The organism is Burkholderia sp. Bmkn7 (genome assembly GCF_041103175.1).
GTDB lineage: Bacteria > Pseudomonadota > Gammaproteobacteria > Burkholderiales > Burkholderiaceae > Burkholderia > Burkholderia cepacia.
In genome coordinates this window covers 1,313,596-1,332,261 of sequence record NZ_JBGCUH010000003.1, presented here as the reverse complement: position 1 = coordinate 1,332,261, position 18,666 = coordinate 1,313,596, and the positions used below count along the sequence as shown (strand labels likewise).

The following is an 18,666-nucleotide window of genomic DNA, read 5'->3' as shown; positions in this document are numbered from 1 at the left end:
ACGAAACGATATAAGCCGGATAGCCGACCACGCCGTGCGGGTTTTGCGCTTCAGTTACAATGCCGGTTTTGGCGCAAACGCCACCCCATATATACCGCCAAGCAGGAGCGTTTTAATGACTCACGTTGTGACCGAAGGCTGCATCAAGTGCAAATACACGGACTGCGTGGATGTGTGCCCGGTGGATTGCTTCCGTGAAGGTCCCAACTTTCTCGCCATCGATCCGGACGAGTGCATCGACTGCGCCGTGTGCGTCGCCGAGTGCCCGACCAATGCGATCTATGCCGAAGAAGACGTTCCGGGTGACCAGCAGCAGTTCACCGCGCTGAACGCCGAGCTGGCAAAGGACTGGCCGTCGATCACGAAGACCAAGCCGGCACCGGCCGACGCGGACGAATGGAAGGACGTGCAGGACAAACTGCACCTGCTCGAGCGCTGATCGCGCAGCGGCTGCAAAAATTTTTGTGCGCCGCGGCCCAAAAGTGTTGACAGGTTGATCAACGCTCCATACAATCTCGTTTCTCTGCTGTTGTTGTTTGTTCCCCGATAGCTCAGTCGGTAGAGCGCCGGACTGTTAATCCGTAGGTCCCTGGTTCGAGCCCAGGTCGGGGAGCCAAAAACGCAAAGGCCCGTTGAAAGTGGACGGGCTTTTTGCTGGTAGACAAACAAGCAGATGTACCGATTTATTCCCCGATAGCTCAGTCGGTAGAGCGCCGGACTGTTAATCCGTAGGTCCCTGGTTCGAGCCCAGGTCGGGGAGCCAAATAGCGAAAGGCCCGTCATTCGACGGGCCTTTTGTTTTTCCGGCCCGCCTTTCGGCTTTCGTCGCCCGGTCGCGCGCATGCTAGAGTCTCTGTCCCGCATTCGCATCCGGTTCCGTCGATGAAGCACCGTCTCCTCCGCTCAGCACCACTCGCCCTCCTGCTTTCCGCATTCGCCGCGGCACCGCTCGCGCACGCGGAGGAAGTCGGCAGCGTCAACACCCATTTCCGCGTCACGGGCTCCGATCGCGTGGTCGTCGAGGCGTATGACGATCCGGTCGTGAACGGCGTGACCTGCTACGTGTCGCGCGCGCGCACCGGCGGGATCAAGGGCACGCTCGGCGTCGCAGAGGATCCGAGCGAAGCGTCGATCGCGTGCCGGCAGGTCGGCCCGATCAGCTTCAAGGAGCCGCTCAAGCAGCAGACCGACGTGTTCAGCGAGCGCATGTCGTTCATCTTCAAGACCCTGCACGTCGTGCGCGTGGTCGACACCAAGCGCAATACGATCGTCTACCTGACCTACAGCGACCGCATCGTCAGCGGCAGCCCGAAGAACGCCGTCACCGCGGTGCCGATGCCGGCCGGCACGACGATTCCGGTCAAGTAAGGCCCGCGCCCGCCGGGCGCGCGAGCGATACACTGTCGGTTCGACCGCTCCGCGCCCGCTCATGTCTGCCACCCGCCTTCCCGACTCCGCACGCTACTGGCGCACGCCGCTGCTGCCGGATGCGGATCTCGTCACGGCCACCTATCGCGACCACACGTTCGCGCCCCACTGGCACGACGCGTACACGATCCCCGTGATTCTCGAAGGCGCGGAACGCTACACCTATCGCGGCAGCGGCCATGTCGCAGAAACCGGCACCGTGCCCGTGATCAATCCGGGCGAAGTGCATACGGGGTCGCGTGCCGCCGACGAGGGCTGGTGCTATCGCGTCAGCTACATCCCGGTCGATTTCATCCGGGAACTCACCAGCGCGATCGCCGGCCGCCCGCAGGACGCGCCGTGGTTTGCGCCCGACGTGATTCGCGACGCCGACCTGGCGGCGCGGCTCACGCTGGCACACCGGATGATGGAGGCCGGCAGCGAGCACGCACTGCCCTCGCAGGCGCACGGGCAAGCAGCTGACGTTCCCGCGACGGGCGCACCCCGCATCTACGATCCGCTCGCCGCCGAAACGGCGATGCTCGATGCGTTGTCGACGCTGATCGTGCGCCATGCCGACGCCCTGCCGCGACCGGCGCCGCTCGCGGCGGACGAACCCCGCGTCGACGCGATGCGCGAACGGCTCGCCGCCGATCTGACGTGCACGGTGACGCTCGACGAGGTCGCGCAGGCGGCCGGCCTGTCGCCGTTCCACGCCGCGCGCCTGTTCACCCGCACGAACGGCATGCCGCCGCATGCGTGGCGCAACCAGTTGCGCCTGCAGCGCGCGCTGGCGCCGCTGCGCGCGGGCGTGCCCGTCGCCGACGTCGCCGCGGCCAGCGGCTTCGTCGACCAAAGCCACTTCACACGGCATTTCAAACGCATGTTCGGCGTACCGCCCGGGCGCTGGCAGGCGAGCTGACGCGCGGCGTCCGGCCCGCCAACGCGATGCCGCCGGCGCCTGCAAGCAGGCAAGCACCGGCTCGCCGCCCAAGCGCAAGAACATACAAGCCGGCTCGCCCCCCGCCCGCTATCCTCCCGTTCATGGAGGAGCCCCCCTTGAACCCGACACCCGCATCGCCCGCTCGCCGCCCGTTCAACGAATGGCTCGACGGCGCGCGCGACACGATCCCGATGATGATTGGCGCCGCCCCGTTCGGCGTGATTTTCGGCACGCTCGTCGGCGGCGGCCCGCTCGCCGCGTGGCATGGCACGCTGATGTCGCTCGCCGTGTTCGCGGGCTCCGCGCAGTTCATCGCGCTCGGCCTGATCGCGGGTAGCGCAAGCTTCGTCGTCGTGCTCGCGACCACGCTGATCGTGAACCTGCGTCACCTGCTGTACAGCGCAACGCTCGCGCCCTATGTCGCGCACCTGCCGCTGCGCTGGCGCGCAACGCTCGGCGCGCTGATGACCGACGAGGTGTTCGCGGTCGCCTATGCGCACTACCGGCATTTCCCGCCCGGCGCGATCGGCCCCCACTACTTCTTCGGCTCGGGGCTCGCGATGTACCTGAACTGGCAGGTCTGGACGCTCACGGGCATCGGTTTCGGCGCGGCGTTCCCGGGGCTGCAGTCGCTGGGCCTCGATTTCGCGATGGCGGCCACCTTCATTGCGATCGTCGTCCCGCAGCTCGGCACCCTGCGCTATTTCGCGGCGGCCGTGACGGCCGGCACGCTGGCGTACTTCTGGCAGGGCTGGCCGTACAAGCTCGGACTGCTCGGCGCGGTCGCCGCCGGCGTCGCGATCGGCGTCGCGCTCACGCTGCTGCACGAACGATCGCGTGCCGGCTCGCGCACGGAGGCCGCATCGTGAGCTACGCGCTGCTGATTCTCGGGATGGCCGTCATCACGTACGCGATCCGCTCGACGCTGTTCCTGTTCGGCGAACGGCTGGCCTTCCCGCCGCTCGTGCGGACCGCGCTCGGCTTCGTGCCGGTCACCGTGCTGACCGCGATCATCGTGCCGATGACCGTCTCGCCGCACGGCGGCACGGCCGAGCTGACCTGGCGCAATCCGCAGCTCGTCGGCGCGCTGGCGGCCGTGCTCGTGTCGGCAGCGACCCGCCGCCCGCTCGTGACGATCGCGGCAGGGCTCGCGGTGTTCTTTTTCTGGCAAGGGGTCGTGCTGCCCCACTGGCTGCCCGCCTGAGCACACGCTCGGTCACGCGCGCTCAAGTTTCCGCCCGGCAGGCCGATATAGGAGATGAAGACCCGCCACCGGCCTCGGCGCGCACCGGTCAGTCGACGCTGCGCCCGCCCCGGTGCGCCGTGCCGGCCGCCGGCTTGCGCGGGCCGCCATCGAGACGATTCATGGGCCAGATCACCCTTTCCCTCAAGGACGACACGCTCGAGTCCCTGCGCAAGGACTACGACGCGTTCGTCCGCGTGTCGCTGAAACTCGACCCGCAGTTCGCGACGCCGTCGTTCGAGGATTTCCTGCGCGCCAAACTGCTCGACAACATGGTGCCGCTGACCGAGCACGCGGTGCAGCGGATGCTGCAGGGCGGCCAGTATGCGTGGGCCAAACGCACGCTCGACAAGGAATTCCCGGACGTCGTCGCGATCCTGATGCGACAGGCCGGCGAATTCGGCTTCGGCTTCGCGTGCCGTTCCGAATGGACCCCCGACGAACTCGCGAAGGCGTGCCGCGACTGGGCGAAGGCGATCGTCGCCGAAGCGCAGGGCGACCCGTCGCTGATCGACCCGCTCGCGTCGCAGATCAAGGGCGCGGCGCAAGATATCCAGGCACTCGAGGAACTGATGCAGACGCCGGCATGGCGCCTCGCGGAATCGCTGCGGCAACGGGTCTACGAGGCCAAGCTCGCGTGCGAGATGAGCGTCGGCAGCACCGCGCGCGACAAGCTCGGCGAACTGCGCGGGCTGCTGCGGCTCGGGCTCGCGCACGGCTCGTTCCAGAAACAGGAAGCGCAGCAGATCATGGAATACCTGCGGCTGCTGAAGCCGGAGATTTTCGTCGAGGAGCCGTACGATGTCTTCGCACGGCTCGCCGCGTGGCTGCGCAGCGTATTCACCCCGGCTGCCGCGCGGTCGGCACAGGGGCCGGGACAAGGGCAAGGACAGCGCCGCCCGTAACGGCGCCCCCATGCGCATCGACACACGAAAACGGCCCGGTTCGCGCAATGCGAACCGGGCCGCTGGATGACCGCCGTCGCGACGCACCGCCAGGGACGAGCGTCGCGCGGCGCCAGGCACCGCTTACTGCGTGGCGCCCTGGGCCGATGCACCGCCCTCCGCACCGACCGATGCGCCGCCTTCGGTCGCTTCGCCGGCCTTCGCCTTGGCCGAACCGACATGGCTCTTGGCCGACTTCGCGGCATGCTTCGTATGCTTCTTGGCCGAGTGGACGGCCGACGACGCCGTATCCTTCGCGCCGTCGGCTGCCGCGCCGACCGCATCGGTTGCCCCGCCGGCGGCATTGCCCGACGCGTTCGCGCCCGCACTGCCCTGCATGCCGGCACCGACACCCGCCGCCGGCGTCTGCGCCTGCACGCCGGCACCGGCCGTGCCCTGCACCGCCGTGCCCGTCTGGGCAAATGCGGCCGAAGTGGCGAACGCCGTCAGCGCGGCACCGATCAGCATCGTACGAATCTTGGACATGGCAATTCTCCTCAGGAAGTTGTGAGCCCGAACCGCAGCGATGCGGTCCGTCGCTTCCCCTGCCGCAACACGCAGCAGGTACGAAAAAGACCCGCGGCGCGCCCGGCCGGTTCTCGAATCTCTCAGACTGTTACCCACCGTTTCATTTGCTGACGAGTCGCTCACAGTCCTTAACAACTGCATGCCGCGGCGCCCCGCGCTCGCGTGCCGGCCCGTGGTGCCGTATGATGCGGAGCGTTTCCTCCCGCGCCTTGCGCACCTTCTTCGTCATGCCCAACCTGGATTTCACGCTGACCGGCGAATACGTCGAGCTGCACAACCTTCTCAAGATCACCGGCCTCGCGGACAGCGGCGGCAGCGCGAAGCTGATCGTCGCGTCCGGCGCGGTGAAAGTCGACGGCGCGGTCGAACTGCGCAAGACCTGCAAGATCCGCGCGGGCCAGGTCGTCCTGCTCGGCGACACGCGCATTGCGGTGCGCGAAGCCTAGGGCCGACGGTTCCCCTGCCTGCGACATGGCCATCGGCGCGCGCGTTCGACACGGTTCGAATAAAGCCGTAAGCTAGCCGTCTCTCAAAATAAATACATATAGCGCGGGCCCGCACCCGCGCGAGCGCCCACTCCATGTCGCATTCCGGTCTTACGCGGACGGCCGCCGCGCCGCCGTCCCTGTCCAGTCATGCCGCCGATACCGCCCGCCTCGCCGCGCCGCTCGCGATCGCGCAGCTTTCGCAGATGGCGATGAGCGTCACCGACACGGTGCTGCTCGGCTCGCTCGGCCCCGATTCGCTCGCCGCCGGCGGGCTCGGCGCGAACTTCTTCTTCGTCATCGTGACCGTGCTGCAAGGCGTGCTGTCGTCGGTCAGCGTCAGCGTCGCGCACGCGCGCGGCGCCAAGGCCGACGAGCGCGTACCGCACATCTACTGGACCGGCTTCGCACTGTCCGTGCTGCTCGCGATTCCGGCCATCATCGCGCTGTCGCTGTCCGAACCGATCCTGCTGATGTTCCACGAGCCGCCATTGCTCGCGCATCACGTCGGCGAATACACGGGCATCCTGCGCTTCGCCGCGCTCGGCAGCCTGATCGGTGTCGGGCTGATGCGCGCATTCCTTCCGGCGATCGGCGCGGCGCGGCGGCTGCTGTGGGTGTCGATCGGCGGCGTCGGCGTCAACGCCGTGCTGAACTACGGCCTGATCCACGGCGCGTTCGGGCTGCCGCGCCTCGGCTTCCTCGGTTCGGCGGTCGCGACGACGATCACGATCTGGCTCACCGCGCTCGCCCTGATCTGGCTGCTGCACGGCCGGCAGCGCTTCCGTCATTTCGTCACCGCCGCGCGCCCGAAGCTGCCCATGATGGGCGAGCTGATCGGCATCGGCTGGCCGGTGGCGATCACGTACGGGGTCGAGTCGACGCTGTTCCTCGCAACCGGCCTGACCATCGGCGTGCTCGGCGCGACGTCGCTGGCCGCGCACCAGATCGCGCTGAACGTCGCGTCGGTGGCGTTCATGGTGCCGCTCGCGATCGGCCAGGCCGCCAACGTGCGCGTCGGCTACTGGGTCGGCGCGGGGGCGCCCGTCGCCGCGCGGCACGCGGGTTTCGTCGCACTCGGCCTCGGTGTCGCGTTCATGACGCTGTCGGGCATCGTGCTGATCGTCGCGCCGCACGCGATCGTCGGCCTGTACCTGAACCTCGACGATCCGTCGAACGCGGCCACGGTGTCGCTCGCCGCGTCGCTGCTCGGCATCGCCGCGGTGTTTCAGATCGTCGACGGCGCGCAGACCGTCGCGTCGGGCGCGCTGCGCGGCCTGAAGGACACGCGCATCCCGATGCTCGCGGCGACCCTCGGCTACTGGGGCATCGGTTTTCCGACCGGCTACTGGTTCGCGTTCCACGTGGGCCTCGGTGCCCGCGGCCTCTGGTGGGGTCTCGCGGCCGGCCTTGCCAGCGTGGCCGTGCTGATGGGGTGGCGCTTTCATCTGAAGAGCGCGTCGCTCACGGCGTCGCCGCACTGAGCGCGACACGACGCGAAATTCCGGCCGGCGCTATGCTAGTCGGCTGAAGACCTCGAGACGCCGCGCCAGCGGCGCGACTGCCTCACGATACGTCTGGTTATGCCTGATGCCGCGCGACGACGCGCGGCCTTTCCCCTTTCCTGGAGGAGTGGATCATGAACGAAGCAGTTCGGATGGAACGCGATACGTTCGGCGAGATCGCCGTACCGGCCGACCGGCTCTGGGGCGCGCAGACCGAGCGCTCGCTGCAGAATTTCCGGATCTCGACCGAGAAGCAGTCGCCCGAGCTGATCCACGCGCTCGCGATCGTCAAGCGCGCCGCGGCGGCCGTGAACCAGTCGCTCGGCGTGCTGGCCGACGACAAGGCGCGCGCCATCATCGACGCGGCCGACGAGATCATCGCCGGCAAGCATCCGCGCGAATTCCCGCTCGCCGTGTGGCAGACGGGCTCCGGCACGCAGACCAACATGAACCTCAACGAGGTGATCGCGAATCGCGCGAGCGAACTGATGGGCGGCGAGCGCGGCGAAGCGCGCAAGGTTCATCCGAACGACGACGTGAACCGCGGCCAGTCGTCGAACGACGTGTTCCCGACCGCCATGCACGTCGCCGCCGCGTACGCGATCGTCAACCACCTGCTGCCGGCGCTGCGCACGCTGCGCACGACGCTCGACGCGAAGTCGAAGGCCTTCGCCGACATCGTGAAGATCGGCCGCACGCACCTGCAGGACGCCACGCCGCTCACGCTCGGCCAGGAGTTTTCCGGCTATGTCGCGCAGCTGGACCAGGGCATCCGTCACGTCGAATCGGCATTGCCGCACCTGTATGAGCTCGCGCTCGGCGGCACCGCGGTCGGCACAGGGCTGAACGCGCATCCGGAGTTCGCGGTGCGTGTCGCCGATGAGATCGGCCGGCTCGCGAAGCTGCCGTTCGTGACGGCGCCGAGCAAGTTCGAGGTGATGGCGGCAGCCGATGCGCTGGTGTTCGCGCACGGCGCGCTGAAGACGGTTGCTGCCAGCCTGATGAAGATCGCGAACGACGTCCGCTGGCTCGCAAGCGGGCCGCGCTGCGGGCTTGGCGAACTGTCGATTCCGGAAAACGAGCCGGGCAGCTCGATCATGCCGGGCAAGGTGAACCCGACGCAGTCCGAAGCCGTGACGATGCTGTGCTGCCAGGTGTTCGGCAACGACGTCGCGGTCAACGTCGGCGGCGCGAGCGGCAATTTCGAGCTGAACGTGTTCCGGCCGATGATCGCGCACAACGTGTTGCAGTCCGTGCGGCTGCTCGCCGACGGCGCGCAGAGCTTCAACGACCACTGCACGGTGGGCATCGAGCCGAACCGCTCGCGGATCGACCTGCTGCTGAACGAATCGCTGATGCTCGTGACGGCGCTCAATCCGCACATCGGCTACGACAAGTCGGCGCAGATCGCAAAGAAGGCGCACAAGGAAGGCACGACGCTGAAGGCCGCCGCGCTCGCGCTCGGCTACCTGACCGAGGCGGAATTCGATGCGTGGGTGCGCCCCGAGCAGATGATCGGGTCGCGCTGACGGTACGACGACCGGCGGGACGACGTTCTACGGAATCGCGGGCGCGGCGCGATGCGCGGCGCCCGCCGCGGTCAGACCGCGCCTTTCGCGACTTCTTCCGGCTTCATCTCGACGATCTTGTCGAGCGCGGCCCGCACGTCGGCCGCATATTTCGCGAGCACCTTCTGCTCGTCGGTCTCGGGCACGAACGGCGGCACCGGCACCGGGTTGCCGTTCTCGTCGACCGCGACGAACACGACGAGGCAATCGGTCGTCTGGCGCAGCACGCCGCCCTTCGGATCCCCGGCATGGACGGACACATGGATGTGCATGCTGGTGCGGCCCGTCGCAACGACGCGCGCCTTCAGCTCGACGAGATTGCCGACCAGGATCGGACGCTGGAAGCGGATGTTGCCGACGCTGACCGTCACGCAATAGCGGCTCGACCAGACGGCCGCGCACGCATACGCGACTTCGTCGATCCACTTCATCAGCGCGCCGCCATGCACCTTGCCGCCAAAGTTCACGGACGACGGTTCGGCGAGGAAGCGGAATACGGTTTCGGTGCGGTCGAGGGCGGCCGGTACGGGGGACGGTTGGGACATCGTGTTGGCTCCAGGCGGCAGGGGCGCTGTAATCGGCCGATTATACGTTGCACTGCGGCAACGCGTCGCGGGGCGCCCCGTGTGGCGCGGCCGTGGGGGCCGTGCCCGGCGTGCCTGTTGCCGGCGCCGGTCAGCGGCGCACCGTGATGCCCTGATCGATCGTCCCGTACATCTCGAGGCTGCCGCCGCGCTCGCCGGCCGCGCCCGCACCGCCCTGCGCACATGCCGCGCAGACGAGCGCCGCCGCCAGCAAACAGAAAATCGTCTTCATCGTTGCGTCGTGTCACGTGCGGCAGCCCGCTGCCGCCGCTTTCGGCCATTCTACGCGCGCGCCGCACGCGGCCGCGGCCCGGTTCGCCGCACCGACGCCGCCGGCAAGTCTGCATCCGACATTTCAGCCGGAACCGAAACATCGAATGCGCGCGCCCACTACACTGGAGACCATCCCGCCTGACGAGACACGACGATGACCGACCAAGACGACCACCACTTTCCGGGCCTGAGCCGCATCGGTTCGCTGATCGCCGACCCAGGACGCGCCGCGATGCTGTGGGTACTGATGGACGGCAGCGCACGACCGGCGGGCGAGCTGACGATGATCGCGGGGCTGTCGCCCTCCGCCGCAAGCGCCCACCTCTCGCGCTTGACCGAAGGCGGCCTGCTCGCGCTCGACGTGCGTGGCCGGCACCGCTATTACCGGATCGCATCGGCCGACATCGCGGCATCGCTCGAGGCACTCGCGAACGTCGCCCGCGCGGCCGCGCCGCATCGCGCGGCTCCGCCGCCGTCCCGCACGGTCCCGGCCGAATTGCGCTATGCGCGCACCTGCTACGACCACATGGCCGGCGAACTCGCGGTGCGCATCTTCGACGGGCTCACTGCGCGCGGCTGGCTGCAGGCGGACGGCGATGCGATCGAGACCACCGAACTCGGCACCCAGGCGCTTGCGCAATGGGGCATCGACGTCGCACAGCAGCGCACGCGCCGGCGCCGCTTCGCGTGCGGATGCCTCGACTGGAGCGAGCGGCGTTCACACCTCGGCGGCGCGCTCGGTGCGGCACTGCTCGAGAGCTTCTGCGCGCACGGCTGGATCGAGCGTGCGGCACGGCCGCGCGTGCTGCGCGTCACCGTGCCCGGACAGCAGGTTTTCGACGAGTGGCTTACGTCCGCTTGACGCCCGCATTGCGTCTGCACGACAACGGCGCGCGATCGACAGGTTTTGTTACATCGCGTGCCATTCGACTTACAAAACACCGAGCATTGAAACAGGCCGAGCGGATATTGTGAACTCAACGGCACGAATCGACGCGCCGCGACAATGACGAAGACGCTCACCATGGCCACCCTGTTCACGCTCAAGCGAACCGCCCGCTGCACACTGCTCGCGTTCGTCGCGCTTGCGGCCCTGCCCCCCGCATTCGCGCAATCGGCCGACGCCCCTCCGTATGCGGCCGCGGCACGGCAACCGGGCGGCGATCCGCCCAGCCGTGTCGCACGGCTCAATTACCTGTCGGGCGCCGTGACGACCGAGCCGGCCGGCACCGATACGTGGTCGTATGCCGCCGTGAACCGGCCGCTGACGACCGGCGACCAGCTCTGGAACGATGCCGGTGCGCGCTCGGAACTGCACATCGGCTCGACCGCGGTGCGGCTCGGCGAGTCGACGAGCCTGTCGGTGCTGAACCTCGACGACACGACGACCCAGCTGAAAGTGGGGCTCGGCACCGTATCGACTCACGTGCGCGATCTGCCGGCCGGCGGATCGTACGAAATCGACACGCCGAACCTCGCGCTCGGCATCACGGGCCCCGGCGACTATCGCGTCGACGTCGCGCCGAACGGCGCGAGCACGACGGTCACGGTGCGCAGCGGCAGTGCGACCGTCTACGGCAGCAACGGCCAGTATCCGCTGTCACCGGGGCAGCAGGTCGTGTTCACGGGCACCGACCTGCAGGTCGCGCAGCAAGCCGCCGCCCCCGGCCCCGATGCGCTCGACCAGTGGGCCGCCAGCCGCGACGCGGCCGAGGAACGCTCGGTGTCGGCCCGCTATGTGTCCCGTGACATTCCCGGCTACCAGGATCTCGACGCAAACGGCACGTGGCGCAATACCCCGAATTACGGCCAGGTATGGGTGCCGAACGATACGCCGGCGGACTGGGCGCCATATCACGACGGTCACTGGATCTGGCAGGCCCCGTGGGGCTGGACGTGGGTCGACGACGCGCCATGGGGTTTCGCGCCGTATCACTACGGCCGCTGGGCGTACGTGGACGATAGCTGGGCCTGGGTACCGGGCCCGCTGGCTGTCAGCCAGCCGCCGGCCTATGCACCGGCACTCGTCGCGTTCGTCGGCGGTGGCGGCGGCCCCGACTGGAGCGTCGCGCTCACGGTGGGCGGCGTCGCCGCGGCCGGCTGCGCGTGGTTCGCGCTCGGCCCGGGCGAACCGTGGCATCCGGGCTGGGGCGGCTGGAGCCCGCACTACTACGACCGGGTGAACCGCAACATCGTGGTGAACAACGTCAACGTGAACAAGACCGTGAACGTGACGAACATCACCAATATCACCAACATCAACAAGACCTACGTCAACTTCCGTGCGCCGCACGCGATCACGGCCGTACCGGCTGCCGCGTTCGTGCACGGTCAGCCTGTCGCGCACTTCTCGCAGCACGTCGACCCGCAGCAATGGCGCAATGCGCATGTCACGCCGGGTACGCCGGGCATTGCGCCGGTACGCCAGAGCTTCACCGGCGGGCTGCGCAATGCGAGCTACCGCCCGCCGGCGGCAATTGCCCAGCATCCGTACGTCGCCACGCGCAATCCCGCCGTGCCGGCCGCGTATCGCGACCAGGCCGCCGCCCACCTCGCGCAGCAAGGCGGGCGCGTGCCGGGTGCCGGCGCGCCCGTCGTGAAGACGAACGTGCCGGCCGACTATACGGCGCGTCCGGTCCGCATACCGGGCAAACCGGGTGGCGGCGCATGGGCGATGCACAACGTGCAGCTCGTGAATCCGCACGGCCCCGTCGTGCAGCCGGCACGCGCGCCTCGCGAAGGCCAGCCGGCCGCCTTGCAGGCCGGGCGGCCGGGAACACCGATGCCCGGCGTGCCGAATTCCACGCGGCCCACGAACGGCGAAAACCCCGGCGCACCGCACTTCGCCAACGGTGGCATGCCGCAGGCACCCGGCAACCCGGCGCCACATCAGGCGTTCGGGCCCGGTAACGGTGTCCCCCATCCGCCGGTAGCGAACAACAGTCCGGCCGGCATCGGCAATGCGCACGCGGCCGAGACGCCGTCGCCCGCGTGGATGCAGCCGCACACACCGATGGAGCGCCAGCGCCCCGCTCCGCCCACCGCACTGCATGCGGCGGGACAGAATGCGCTGCCGCCGGTGCGCAGCGCGGCGATCCCGCATCCGGAGGGCGCGCCGGCGCTGCAGGGCGCGCAGCCCGGCGGCCGGAACGAAACGCCGCGCGCACTGCCGCAACCAAGGCTCGACAATACGGCGCAGATTCCGCAGCCGCGCCCGCGCCCCGAATTCCCGACACCGGCGCAGCATGGGCAACCGCAACCGGAGCGCGCGGCGCCCGCGCCGCAACCGCACCCCGAATTCGCGCAACCGGCGCCGCACCGCGAAGTCGCCCCGCCACGTGTGAACGAGTACCGGCCGCCGGCCCCCGCCGTGCATGACATGCCGCGCCCGCAACCGCAGGCGCCGCGCATGGAGCCGCGCCCGTCGATGCCCGCACCGCATATGGAACCGCGGCCGCAACCGGCGCCGCACGTCGAGGCGCCACACCCGAGCAACCCGCCGCCGCAAGGCGGCCACGAAGAGCATCACCGCCAGTAGGCGCCGCAAACGTGAAACAAAATGGCCCGACCGGTATCAGCCGGTCGGGCCATTTTCCTGCGGGAAGCGGATCGATGCCTCCGCGCGGCCCGGGCCGCGCGATCAGACGGCCATCGGTGCGGTCAGCGGCTCGTGGTGGCGATAGCCGACGAGCGAGAAATCCGACGGCTCGATCCGTTCCAGCCACTCGGGCTCGTAAACACCCGTCTTCGCGTAATCCGGCACACGCTCGGAAATCTCGAGCCGCGGGCTGTCGTAAGGCTCGCGCGTGAGCTGGCGCTGCAGCATGTCGAGCTGGTTCTCGTAGATGTGCGCGTCGCCGATGAAGTACGTGAACCAGCGCGGCGTGTAGCCGGTCAGCCGGCCGACGAGCGCCAGCAGCGCGGCCCCTTCCGTCAGGTTGAACGGCGTGCCGAGGCCGACGTCGTTGCTGCGGATGTACAGGCACAGCGAGATTTCGCGCTTCGTCGCGTTCGGCAGGAACTGGTACAGCAGATGGCACGCGGGCAACGCGATCTGGTCGAGCACGGCCGGGTTCCACGCGTGAAACAGGATGCGACGATCGGACGGATTCTCCATGATCGTGTCCAGGCACTGGCGCAACTGGTCGATTGCCTTGTACAGCAGCACCTTCGGTGCGCCGTCTTCGTCGAAACGCGTCACGATCCGGAAGCCGCGGCGCGTCGCATCGGCGATCTGCGCGTCGGCGCCCGCGTCGAGCACCTTGTAGCCCGGCCACTGGCGCCATTGCACGCCGTACACGTCACCGAGATCGTCGACACCCTGGCGATACGGGTTCGCAAGCCACTGGGCATTCTCGTTCGCGTTCGCGTCCCACACCTTGCAGCCGAGCGCGCGGAAATCGGCCGCGCTGCGGGACGCGCGCAGGAAACCGACCAGTTCGCCGATCGCCGACTTGAACGCGAGCTTCTTGGTCGTCACGGCCGGGAAGCCTTGCTGCAGGTCGAAGCGCAGCATCGCGCCCGGCATGCTGATGGTGCGGATCCCCGTGCGGTTCTCCTGCCAGGTGCCGGTATCGAGAATGGTGCGAACGAGATCGAGATACTGTTTCATGCGGGTTCCTTCGGCCGCGAGGGCGGCCGTACCCGCCAATTTTAGCAAGCGTGACGCGGAAGCTCCTGCAACGGCGCCGAAAACCCTGCCAGCGTGTCGCCGCGATCGCGCATGCCGTGCGCGCACATCAGCCGGTAGAGCGTGACACGCGACACGCCGAGCTCGCGCGCGGCATCCGCGAAACGGCCACGATGACGCAACAGCGCCTGCTCGATCGCCTGCCGTTCGGCCGCCTCACGCGCCTCCAGCAGCGACACGGGTGCGAGTGTCGCAAATTCGCTCAGCTCGAGATCGGCGGCGGTGATCATCCGCCCCTCCGACATGACGATCGCGCGGCGCACGCGATTGATCAGTTCACGCACGTTGCCCGGCCACGAATAGCCGTACAGCGACGCAACCGCATCAGGCGAAAAGCCGCGCAGGCGGCGATGTGCGTCGCCCTTGAAACGCTCGAGCATGTGGCGCGCAAGTATCTCGATATCCTTGCCGCGCGCGCGCAACGGCGGCTCCTCGATCTTCAGCACGCACAGACGATGGAACAGGTCCTCGCGGAACCGCCCTTCGCGCAGCGCTGCGTCCATGTCCACGTGCGTCGCACAGATCACGCGCACGTCGACGGGCACCGATACGTGGGCACCGAGCCGCTCGATCTTGCCTTCCTGCAGGAAGCGCAGCAGGCTTGCCTGGCTTTCGAGCGGCAAGTCGCCGATCTCGTCGAGAAACAGCGTGCCGCCGTTGGCGGCCTCGACGCGGCCGATCTTGCGCTGGTTCGCGCCGGTAAACGCGCCGCGCTCATAGCCGAACAGCTCGGCCTGCAGCAGCGTCGACGGGATCGCGCCGCAATTGATCGCGATGAACGGCGCATGCGCGCGCGACGAGCGCTCATGAATCGCGACCGCCGTCAGCTCCTTGCCCGTACCCGATTCGCCGGAGATGAACACCGGTGCGTCGGTCGCCGCGACGCGGCGAATCGTCCTGAAGAGCCCGAGCATCGCATCGCAGGTCCCGACCATCTCGCCCTCGCTGCGTCCCGTGCCGACGGGCGGCGCAGCGGTTTCGGTCAGCGCGACCATGCCGTGCGCATGACCGACGGTCTCGACGATCCGCGCCGTCTCGTACGGCATCGTCACGTAGTCGAAACAGTAGTCACGAATGAGATGGCGCAGCGTGGCGTCCTGCAACTGGCCGCGGCGCGTCGCCGCGATCCAGCCGATGTGCTGAATGCTCAGACAGGATTCGAGTTCGCGCAGGTCCGAGGGCTTGAAGCCCGGCGAAAAATCGAGCAGCCCGGCCGTTGCGACACCGTGCTGCACGACGCGCCGTACGTCCCGCACGGTCTCCGCGAGATCGACACGCCAGCCGCATTCGTCGAAATGGCCGCGCAACGCGTCGTTCGGCTCGCGCGAATAGTAGATCACATGCCGCTGATCGACTCCCATATGCTCACCCCGTTCCTCAACCGTCTAACGATTGCCGTGCACGTCAGTATGCGTGCGAAAGGATCGAATCGGGGCAGCCGAAGGCGGCTCGATTCGCCATGCCGATGCTCGGCAACGACAAAGCCTCGCATGATGGCGCTTATCTCGCGTCCAGTTATTTTGATCAAGATAGCTTAGTTATAGGCACTGAATACGACAATCCGATTTCAGTACCGTGGGCGATACGGCCGAATCGCTCAGGATGTCGATGTATGTCAATCGTCTGCACATAGCACCTATGCAGCAATGCGTGCAGTCATCGATGCATGCGACGATTTTCGTCCTTGAAGCGTATCGATTGAATCCGCAGTATTCCCGAGCCCCCTCGTTTCAGGCCTGAAACATTTTCAGCCGTTTTCCGCCACAATTCGCAACGCTTGCGCACGAATCGCAGTCTCGACAACGGTCGCGGCGCGATGGCATGCATTTCGCTGAATAGGGAAACCGTCGGAGACAGCGACCATGCGAAAACATCTTTTACTTTCTTTCGTGCCGATGACCATTGCGGTCGCGGCCGCCGGCCCGCCCACGCCCGTACACGCAGACGAAAGCTCGAAGCCGGATCACGCCATGCTGTTTGCATCAAACACGCCGGGCATGCAGCACGGCGTCGGGTTCGGCATCGTGACCGTGTCGGCACCGCAACCGCTGCCGGCCGGCAGGACATCGGTGACCTTGTGGGACGAGATCCCCCCGCCGCCCCAGTTGCCGATGCCGCTCCCGATACCGCAGCCGGGCGACGTGCAGCACGCAATGGAAGGCACCGCACAAGGCAGTACGCATCAGTGACCGTCGATCGATCCATTTGATCAGGATGACGTATCGATCCGGGCAAGCCAGAGAGCATCGATCAGAGGCTGCATTCGCGATCTCTCGACACGAAACGGTTTTGTGCTCCGTCCCCCGGCGGGCACGCTTTTTATTCATTCCGTCGCCGCGACGCGTGGCTTCGACCGTCGCGGCGCGCAGCGCCGGAAGGCGGATGCGCGCACCCGGAACCGGTGCGCGCCGCCGTTCCGGTAGAATCGGCGCCATTCCGGTTTTCCTCTCCCCACCTTCATGACGACGTTGACCCTGATCGTCGCGCGTGCCCGCAACGGCATCATCGGCCGCGACAACCAGTTGCCCTGGAAACTTCCCGAGGATCTCGCCTTCTTCAAGCGCACGACGATGGGCGCACCGATCGTGATGGGCCGCAAGACCCACGAGTCGATCGGCCGGCCGCTGCCGGGCCGCCGCAACATCGTCGTCACGCGCGATGCGGCGCGACGCTTCGACGGCTGCGACACGGTCACGTCGCTCGCCGATGCGCTGGCGCTCGCCGCGCGCGACGGGGTGCCCGAGGCGTTCCTGATCGGTGGCGCGCAACTCTACACGGAAGGTCTCGCACTCGCCGACAAGCTGGTCGTCACCGAGATCGATGCCGACTTCGACGGTGACGCGTCGTTCCCGGCACCCGACGCCGCGCACTGGCAGGAAGTGTCCCGCGACGCGCACCAGGCGGCCGCGCCGAACACGTTCGGCTATGCGTTCGTCGTCTACGAGCGCAAGCACGGCTGACGCATCGCGCGCAATAAAAAAGCCCGACCGGCTCACTCACGCCGTCGGGCTTTTTTGTTTGATGGCGGCCGAGGCCGCGCGCCGCTTACTGCCCGGCGATCGTCATCTGCTCGATCAGCACCGAGCCCGTTTCCTTCGAGCCGCGCACGATCGAATCGGCGCCGATCGCGACGATATGCCGGAACATTTCCTGCAGCGTGCTCGCGACGGTGATTTCCTCGACCGGATACTGGATCACGCCGTTCTCGACCCAGAAGCCCGCCGCGCCGCGCGAATAGTCGCCCGTCACGTAGTTCACGCCCTGCCCCATCAGCTCGGTCAGCAACAGGCCCGTGCCGAGCTTCTTCAGCATCGCGTCGAAATCGTCGCCCGGCTGCGTGTTCGAGCTGCGCAGCGCGAGGTTGTGCGAGCCGCCTGCGTTACCGGTGGTTTGCGTGCCGAGCTTGCGCGCCGAATAGGTCGACAGGAAGTAGCCTTCGACCACGCCATCCTTGACGACGCTGCGCGCACGCGTGCGCACGCCTTCCTCGTCGAACGGCGCGCTGCCCATCGCGCGCGGCACGTGCGGATCCTCGACGACCTGGATGTGCGGCGCGAACACCGGCTTGCCGAGACTGTCGACCAGGAACGACGTCTTGCGGTACAGCGCACCGCCGCTCACCGCCTGTACGAACGCGCCGAGCAGGCCGGCCGCGAGCGGCGCCTCGAACAGCACGGGCACCTTGCGGGTGTCGAGACGGCGCGCGCCCATCCGCGCAAGCGCACGCTCGGCCGCATAACGGCCCACCGCTTCGGGCGCCGCGAGATCGGTCGCGCTGCGCTTCGACGAATACCAGTCGTCGCGCTGCATGTGACGGCCGCTGCCCGCGATCGGCGCGCATGCGATGTAGTGGCGCGAGTACGGGTAGCCGGACAGGAAGCCACGCGACGTCGCGAGCACGAACTGCGAATGCTGGGCCGACACGCTCGCGCCTTCCGAATTGCGGATCTGCGGGCTGACCGCGAATGCGGCATCTTCCGCGCGGCGGGCGAGTTCGACGGCCTCGTCGGCCGTCAGTGCCCACGGGTGGTACAGATCGAGGTCGCGCGGGTCGGTTTCGAGCAGCTCGGCTTCAGCGAGGCCGGCGGCCTCGTCCTCGGCCGTGAAGCGCGCGATGTTGTAGGCGGCGGCGACGGTATCCTTGATCGCGCCCGGTGAGAAATCCGACGTGCTCGCGTTGCCGCGCTTCTTGCCGATGAACACGGTCACGCCGACCATCTTGTCTCGGTTGTGCTCGATCGTTTCGACTTCGCCGCGGCGCACCGACACCGACAGGCCGTCGCCCTCGGAGATTTCGGTCGCGGCATCCGTCGCGCCGAGGGCCTTCGCATGGCGAAGGATGTCCGAGGCGATTTCCTTGAGCTGGTCCTGCGTGTGCGGGAAATAGCGCGCTTGTACGTCGAGATTGGCTGCCATCGTCTTGATATCCGGTGGCGGGCGGGCGCCCGCATGTTCAAAATATTGCGTATCCCGCGATCATAGCAAGGTCCGGGGCC

General features: G+C 67.8%; 19 protein-coding genes and 2 tRNA genes. 15 read left to right on the top strand and 6 right to left on the bottom strand.

Features of this window, described 5'->3' with window-relative positions; all coding sequences use genetic code 11:
• The first annotated feature begins 115 nt into the window (after positions 1-115).
• The 8 genes from fdxA (at position 116) to AB3K92_RS27685 (ending at position 4,498) form a co-directional block, all read left to right on the top strand.
• Positions 116-439, top strand: a complete 324-nt coding sequence (gene fdxA, locus AB3K92_RS27720; protein WP_011351384.1) for a ferredoxin FdxA — start codon at positions 116-118, stop codon at positions 437-439.
• A gap of 101 nt (positions 440-540) precedes the next feature.
• A tRNA-Asn gene (locus AB3K92_RS27715) sits at positions 541-616 on the top strand.
• Positions 617-687: 71 nt separating this feature from the next.
• Positions 688-763, top strand: a tRNA-Asn gene (locus tag AB3K92_RS27710).
• A 119-nt stretch (positions 764-882) separates the two neighbouring features.
• Positions 883-1,368, top strand: coding sequence for a CreA family protein (locus AB3K92_RS27705; protein WP_027788025.1), 486 nt, complete (start codon positions 883-885; stop codon positions 1,366-1,368).
• Positions 1,369-1,429: 61 nt separating this feature from the next.
• On the top strand, positions 1,430-2,329 hold the full coding sequence (locus AB3K92_RS27700; protein ID WP_021159720.1) for an AraC family transcriptional regulator: 900 nt from the start codon (positions 1,430-1,432) through the stop codon (positions 2,327-2,329).
• A gap of 122 nt (positions 2,330-2,451) precedes the next feature.
• Positions 2,452-3,219 (top strand): AzlC family ABC transporter permease, encoded by a 768-nt coding sequence (locus AB3K92_RS27695; RefSeq protein ID WP_369466233.1) that lies wholly within the window; start codon positions 2,452-2,454, stop codon positions 3,217-3,219.
• Positions 3,216-3,554, top strand: a complete 339-nt coding sequence (locus AB3K92_RS27690; protein ID WP_021159722.1) for an AzlD domain-containing protein — start codon at positions 3,216-3,218, stop codon at positions 3,552-3,554. The genes AB3K92_RS27695 and AB3K92_RS27690 overlap by 4 nt, the downstream gene beginning before the upstream one ends.
• A gap of 161 nt (positions 3,555-3,715) precedes the next feature.
• A complete protein-coding gene (locus tag AB3K92_RS27685; protein ID WP_175925955.1) occupies positions 3,716-4,498 on the top strand; it encodes a DUF4088 family protein in 783 nt (260 codons plus the stop codon).
• A gap of 123 nt (positions 4,499-4,621) precedes the next feature.
• Here the strand turns inward: AB3K92_RS27685 and AB3K92_RS27680 are convergent, their stop codons facing one another.
• Complete coding sequence (locus AB3K92_RS27680) at positions 4,622-5,023, bottom strand: hypothetical protein (RefSeq protein WP_027788030.1); 402 nt, start codon at positions 5,021-5,023, stop codon at positions 4,622-4,624.
• Positions 5,024-5,292: 269 nt separating this feature from the next.
• On the opposite strand from AB3K92_RS27680, the gene AB3K92_RS27675 reads away from it, so the two are divergent.
• The 3 genes from AB3K92_RS27675 (at position 5,293) to fumC (ending at position 8,584) form a co-directional block, all read left to right on the top strand.
• Complete coding sequence (locus AB3K92_RS27675) at positions 5,293-5,511, top strand: RNA-binding S4 domain-containing protein (RefSeq protein WP_021159725.1); 219 nt, start codon at positions 5,293-5,295, stop codon at positions 5,509-5,511.
• Between the two features lie 134 nt (positions 5,512-5,645).
• Positions 5,646-7,034 (top strand): multidrug efflux MATE transporter NorM, encoded by a 1,389-nt coding sequence (norM, locus tag AB3K92_RS27670; RefSeq protein WP_059620772.1) that lies wholly within the window; start codon positions 5,646-5,648, stop codon positions 7,032-7,034.
• A 155-nt stretch (positions 7,035-7,189) separates the two neighbouring features.
• On the top strand, positions 7,190-8,584 hold the full coding sequence (gene fumC / locus AB3K92_RS27665) for a class II fumarate hydratase (protein WP_369466232.1): 1,395 nt from the start codon (positions 7,190-7,192) through the stop codon (positions 8,582-8,584).
• Positions 8,585-8,655: 71 nt separating this feature from the next.
• On the opposite strand, the gene AB3K92_RS27660 is transcribed toward fumC, so the two are convergent.
• Both AB3K92_RS27660 and AB3K92_RS27655 read right to left on the bottom strand, forming a co-directional pair.
• A complete protein-coding gene (locus AB3K92_RS27660) occupies positions 8,656-9,168 on the bottom strand; it encodes an acyl-CoA thioesterase (RefSeq protein WP_012328135.1) in 513 nt (170 codons plus the stop codon).
• 130 nt (positions 9,169-9,298) lie between these two features.
• Entirely contained in the window at positions 9,299-9,439 is a 141-nt protein-coding gene (locus AB3K92_RS27655; protein ID WP_006753078.1) for a hypothetical protein, read from the bottom strand.
• Positions 9,440-9,634: 195 nt separating this feature from the next.
• On the opposite strand from AB3K92_RS27655, the gene AB3K92_RS27650 reads away from it, so the two are divergent.
• Together AB3K92_RS27650 and AB3K92_RS27645 are read left to right on the top strand one after the other, a co-directional pair.
• Complete coding sequence (locus AB3K92_RS27650; RefSeq protein ID WP_027788033.1) at positions 9,635-10,342, top strand: helix-turn-helix transcriptional regulator; 708 nt, start codon at positions 9,635-9,637, stop codon at positions 10,340-10,342.
• Between the two features lie 162 nt (positions 10,343-10,504).
• Positions 10,505-13,018, top strand: a complete 2,514-nt coding sequence (locus AB3K92_RS27645; protein WP_369466231.1) for a DUF6600 domain-containing protein — start codon at positions 10,505-10,507, stop codon at positions 13,016-13,018.
• A gap of 102 nt (positions 13,019-13,120) precedes the next feature.
• Here AB3K92_RS27645 and AB3K92_RS27640 read toward each other — a convergent pair whose 3' ends face one another.
• Both AB3K92_RS27640 and AB3K92_RS27635 read right to left on the bottom strand, forming a co-directional pair.
• Positions 13,121-14,092: a thymidylate synthase gene (locus AB3K92_RS27640; RefSeq protein ID WP_059863503.1), complete on the bottom strand. Its 972-nt coding sequence runs from the start codon at positions 14,090-14,092 to the stop codon at positions 13,121-13,123.
• Positions 14,093-14,133: 41 nt separating this feature from the next.
• Positions 14,134-15,531 (bottom strand): sigma-54 dependent transcriptional regulator, encoded by a 1,398-nt coding sequence (locus tag AB3K92_RS27635; protein WP_021159730.1) that lies wholly within the window; start codon positions 15,529-15,531, stop codon positions 14,134-14,136.
• 501 nt (positions 15,532-16,032) lie between these two features.
• On the opposite strand from AB3K92_RS27635, the gene AB3K92_RS27630 reads away from it, so the two are divergent.
• Both AB3K92_RS27630 and AB3K92_RS27625 read left to right on the top strand, forming a co-directional pair.
• Positions 16,033-16,359, top strand: coding sequence for a hypothetical protein (locus AB3K92_RS27630; protein WP_059706958.1), 327 nt, complete (start codon positions 16,033-16,035; stop codon positions 16,357-16,359).
• A 270-nt stretch (positions 16,360-16,629) separates the two neighbouring features.
• Positions 16,630-17,130, top strand: coding sequence for a dihydrofolate reductase (locus AB3K92_RS27625; protein ID WP_369466230.1), 501 nt, complete (start codon positions 16,630-16,632; stop codon positions 17,128-17,130).
• An 85-nt stretch (positions 17,131-17,215) separates the two neighbouring features.
• Here the strand turns inward: AB3K92_RS27625 and pmbA are convergent, their stop codons facing one another.
• Positions 17,216-18,586 (bottom strand): metalloprotease PmbA, encoded by a 1,371-nt coding sequence (gene pmbA, locus AB3K92_RS27620; protein ID WP_369466229.1) that lies wholly within the window; start codon positions 18,584-18,586, stop codon positions 17,216-17,218.
• Positions 18,587-18,666: the final 80 nt, after the last annotated feature.

Excerpts from the sequence above, each read along its gene's own strand:
- fdxA (WP_011351384.1), top strand. The coding sequence starts at position 116 with ATGACTCACGTTGTGACCGAAGGCTGCATCAAGTGCAAATACACGGAC.
- AB3K92_RS27705 (WP_027788025.1), top strand. The coding sequence starts at position 883 with ATGAAGCACCGTCTCCTCCGCTCAGCACCACTCGCCCTCCTGCTTTCC.
- AB3K92_RS27700 (WP_021159720.1), top strand. The coding sequence starts at position 1,430 with ATGTCTGCCACCCGCCTTCCCGACTCCGCACGCTACTGGCGCACGCCG.
- AB3K92_RS27695 (WP_369466233.1), top strand. The coding sequence starts at position 2,452 with ATGGAGGAGCCCCCCTTGAACCCGACACCCGCATCGCCCGCTCGCCGC.
- AB3K92_RS27685 (WP_175925955.1), top strand. The coding sequence starts at position 3,716 with ATGGGCCAGATCACCCTTTCCCTCAAGGACGACACGCTCGAGTCCCTG.
- AB3K92_RS27680 (WP_027788030.1), bottom strand. The coding sequence starts at position 5,023 with ATGTCCAAGATTCGTACGATGCTGATCGGTGCCGCGCTGACGGCGTTC.
- AB3K92_RS27675 (WP_021159725.1), top strand. The coding sequence starts at position 5,293 with ATGCCCAACCTGGATTTCACGCTGACCGGCGAATACGTCGAGCTGCAC.
- norM (WP_059620772.1), top strand. The coding sequence starts at position 5,646 with ATGTCGCATTCCGGTCTTACGCGGACGGCCGCCGCGCCGCCGTCCCTG.
- fumC (WP_369466232.1), top strand. The coding sequence starts at position 7,190 with ATGAACGAAGCAGTTCGGATGGAACGCGATACGTTCGGCGAGATCGCC.
- AB3K92_RS27660 (WP_012328135.1), bottom strand. The coding sequence starts at position 9,168 with ATGTCCCAACCGTCCCCCGTACCGGCCGCCCTCGACCGCACCGAAACC.
- AB3K92_RS27655 (WP_006753078.1), bottom strand. The coding sequence starts at position 9,439 with ATGAAGACGATTTTCTGTTTGCTGGCGGCGGCGCTCGTCTGCGCGGCA.
- AB3K92_RS27650 (WP_027788033.1), top strand. The coding sequence starts at position 9,635 with ATGACCGACCAAGACGACCACCACTTTCCGGGCCTGAGCCGCATCGGT.
- AB3K92_RS27645 (WP_369466231.1), top strand. The coding sequence starts at position 10,505 with ATGGCCACCCTGTTCACGCTCAAGCGAACCGCCCGCTGCACACTGCTC.
- AB3K92_RS27640 (WP_059863503.1), bottom strand. The coding sequence starts at position 14,092 with ATGAAACAGTATCTCGATCTCGTTCGCACCATTCTCGATACCGGCACC.
- AB3K92_RS27635 (WP_021159730.1), bottom strand. The coding sequence starts at position 15,531 with ATGGGAGTCGATCAGCGGCATGTGATCTACTATTCGCGCGAGCCGAAC.
- AB3K92_RS27630 (WP_059706958.1), top strand. The coding sequence starts at position 16,033 with ATGCGAAAACATCTTTTACTTTCTTTCGTGCCGATGACCATTGCGGTC.
- AB3K92_RS27625 (WP_369466230.1), top strand. The coding sequence starts at position 16,630 with ATGACGACGTTGACCCTGATCGTCGCGCGTGCCCGCAACGGCATCATC.
- pmbA (WP_369466229.1), bottom strand. The coding sequence starts at position 18,586 with ATGGCAGCCAATCTCGACGTACAAGCGCGCTATTTCCCGCACACGCAG.